The sequence below is a fragment of the Candidatus Streptomyces philanthi genome (assembly GCF_059553635.1).
The window spans coordinates 1-2874 of the sequence record NZ_JCANQV010000473.1 but is presented as its reverse complement, the minus strand read 5'-3'; the positions used below and the strand labels follow the sequence as shown (position 1 = coordinate 2874).

General features: G+C 77.7%; 1 protein-coding gene. It reads right to left on the bottom strand.

The window, feature by feature from the left end; genetic code table 11:
• The coding region (locus tag AC51EU_RS29120) for an AfsR/SARP family transcriptional regulator (protein WP_496270088.1) at positions 1-2439 on the bottom strand (2439 nt) is incomplete at its 3' end.
• Between the last annotated feature and the right edge of the window lie 435 nt (positions 2440-2874).

The following is a 2874-nucleotide window of genomic DNA, read 5'->3' as shown; positions in this document are numbered from 1 at the left end:
GGCGCGCAGCATCCGGGTGGCGCGGGGGCAGGTGTGGATGCCGTGTGTGGGGGCGGCGAGGAGGTGGAGCGCGGAGACGGCGGCCACGTCGTCGCCGCAGGCGCGGGCCCGTTCCAGGGCGAGGCGGGCCAGGGGTGCCAGCCGGCGGTGGCGTGCGGTGCCGCTGAGGAGGTGGGCCCAGGCGGTGAGCAGGTCGACGGTCTGGCGCAGCAGGGGCCCGGAGAGGGCGCCCGCGCCGTCCGGCCCGTGGCGCAGGAGCCGGTCGAGGAACCCGTACAGGCGAGGGTCCGCGTCGTCCAGCCAGGCGCGGGCGGCGTGCGCGTCCACCGGGCCACGGCCCGGCGCCCCCTGCCGGGGCGGGTCCGGTACGGCGCGGTGGCGGACCGCCTCCAGGACGGCGGCCAGGACGAATCCGAGGAAGCGCAGCTGGGCCCGGCAGCGTGCGTGCGGGGTGTCGGTGTGTTCGCCGAGCCGCCGTGCGAAGAGTCTCACCAGGTCGTGGAAGCGGTAGCGGTCGGGGCCGTGGCGCTCCAGGAGCCCGGCGTCGACGAGGCGTTCGGCGGTCGCCTCCGCCTCGTCCTCGTCGACGCCGCCCAGCAGCGCGGCCGCGGTGCCCCGGCCGAACGCGGGGACCTCGGCGAGGGCGAGGAAGCGGAACGCCCTGGCGAGGGCGGGGGCGAGGGCCTCGTGGCCGAGGCGGAAGGTGGCGTGCACGGCCAGGTCGCCGACCTGGAGTTCGTCCAGCCGGCGCCGTTCGTCGCGCAGCCGCGCCACGAGTCCGCCGACGGTACGGCCGGGCCGGGAGGCCAGACGGGCACCGGCGATGCGGACGGCGAGGGGCAGGCCGCCGCAGAGCGCGACGAGTTCCCTCGCGGCTTCCGGCTCCGCGTGGGCCCGTTCGCGGCCGAGGACCGCGGTGAGCAGGTCGACGGCCTCCGCCTCCCCCAGGACGCCCACGTCGACGGTGTGCGCGCCGGCCGGGGCGAGGGTCCGGGGGCGTCCGGTGACGAGGACGCCGCAGCCGGGTGTGCCGGGCAGCAGCGGCCGGATCTGCGCGGCGTCCCGGGCGCCGTCGAGGACGAGGAGCGTCCGGCGGCCGGCGAGCCGGGAGCGGAACAGGGCCGTCAGTTCGTCGAGGCGGTCGGGCAGGGCGCCGCCGGGGACGCCGAGGGCGCGCAGGAACCGTGCCAGGACGTCGGCCGGGTCGGCCGGGTCGGGGGCGTCGCCGTGCAGATCGGCGTAGAGCTGACCGTCGGGGAAGGCGGACCGTACCCGCTGGGCGACGTGGACGGCGAGGGCCGTCTTCCCGGCGCCGCCGAGGCCGGTGAGCACCGCCACCACCGGCGTGTGACCGGACGCGGCGCCCTCCAGGAGCCCGCGGAGGGCGGCCACCATCTCCGTACGCCCGGTGAAGTCCGCTACAGATGGCGGGAGTTGGGCGGGGACGGGAGTGCGAGGGGTGGTGCCGTTCGTGTCGGCCCAGAGGGTGCGGAGGGCGGGGGCGACGGGGCCGGGGCTGCTGTCCCGGCCGGAGGCGGGCGCCATGGCGGCGGGAAGGTGCGGGAGGCGGTAGGAGGCGGCGCCCGGCGGCAGGGGGCTGCCCGGTGCGCCCGGGGACGTGGCGGGGCCGGGCGCCGAGGAGGTCCGTGGCGGGCCGGACAGCAGCCGGGCGTGGAGGTCGCGGAGTTCCGTTCCCGGGCGGACGCCCAGTTCGGTGTCCAGGACGCGGCGGGTGGACTCGTACGCGTCCAGTGCCTCCGCCCGGCGGCCGCACCGGTCCAGGGCCCGCATCAGGAGCCCCTGGGCGCGCTCGCGCAACGGGTGTTCCCGGGCGAACGCGTGGAGTTCCGTGACCACCTCCGGAGCGTGGCCCAGGTCCAGGGCGCAGGCGAAGGCGTTCTCCCGGGCGTCGGTGCGCAGTCGTGTGAGCCGTTCGGCCTCCAGCCTCGGGTACGGGCCGGGCAGCCCGGCCAGCGGCGTGCCCTCCCACAGGGCGAGGGCGGCGGCCAGTTCGTCGTGGGCGGCGCGGATGTCGCCCGCGGCCCGCAGGCGGGCGGCGGCCGCCAGCCCGGCTTCGAACTCCGCGGCGTCCAGCGCCCGCGCGGGTGTCCGCAGCGCGTAGCCGTCGCCGTCCGACACCAGCAGCCGGGCCGGTTCCCCGGGGGTGCGCTCCGGTTCCAGCAGACGGCGCAGCCGGGACACATAGGTGCGTACGGTGCCGGTGGCGCGTTTCGGGGGCTCGCCCTCCCACAGCGCGCCGACCAGGTCCCGTACCGCGACGGTCCGTCCCCTGCTTCCCAGGAGCATCGCGAGCACCACGCGCTGCTGGGGTGATCCGGGCGGCAGCGGCCGCCCGTCCCGCAGGACGCGTACCGATCCCAGGACCCGGAACCGCAGGCCCTCCCCCGTGGCCCCGGCGGGGGGTCGCTGCCCGCTCACGGCGTGCCCACCTCTCGTCCTCCGTCTCGTCACTGCGTACGACCACGCGCGGCCGGCCCTTCCCGCCCCAGCGCGGGGCCGTTCCGGGGAGCGCGCACCGCCCGCTTTCCTCCCGAGGAGAACCGTGGGCGGCGCCTCGGCGTTCCCTCCCCCTCCTGTGACGACCCGCACGAAACCGCCGTACGGGTTTGGCCGTCGGGCCCCGCCGGGAAGGATCTTGCAGCGCGGTCCGGCCGATGACCGAAGGGGCATTTCCCCTGCCCCCGCCGACGTCCGTTCGTCCCTGTTTCCTTCCCCTCCCGTGGGCGATCGTCGAAGCAGCACGACGAACGGGCACGGGGGGACGGAACACCATGGTGCGGACGCAGGGCCGACGGCCCGGGTCCGGGCGCCGGCGCGCGGGACGCGCGGCCGCCCGTACGACGGAGTCCGGCA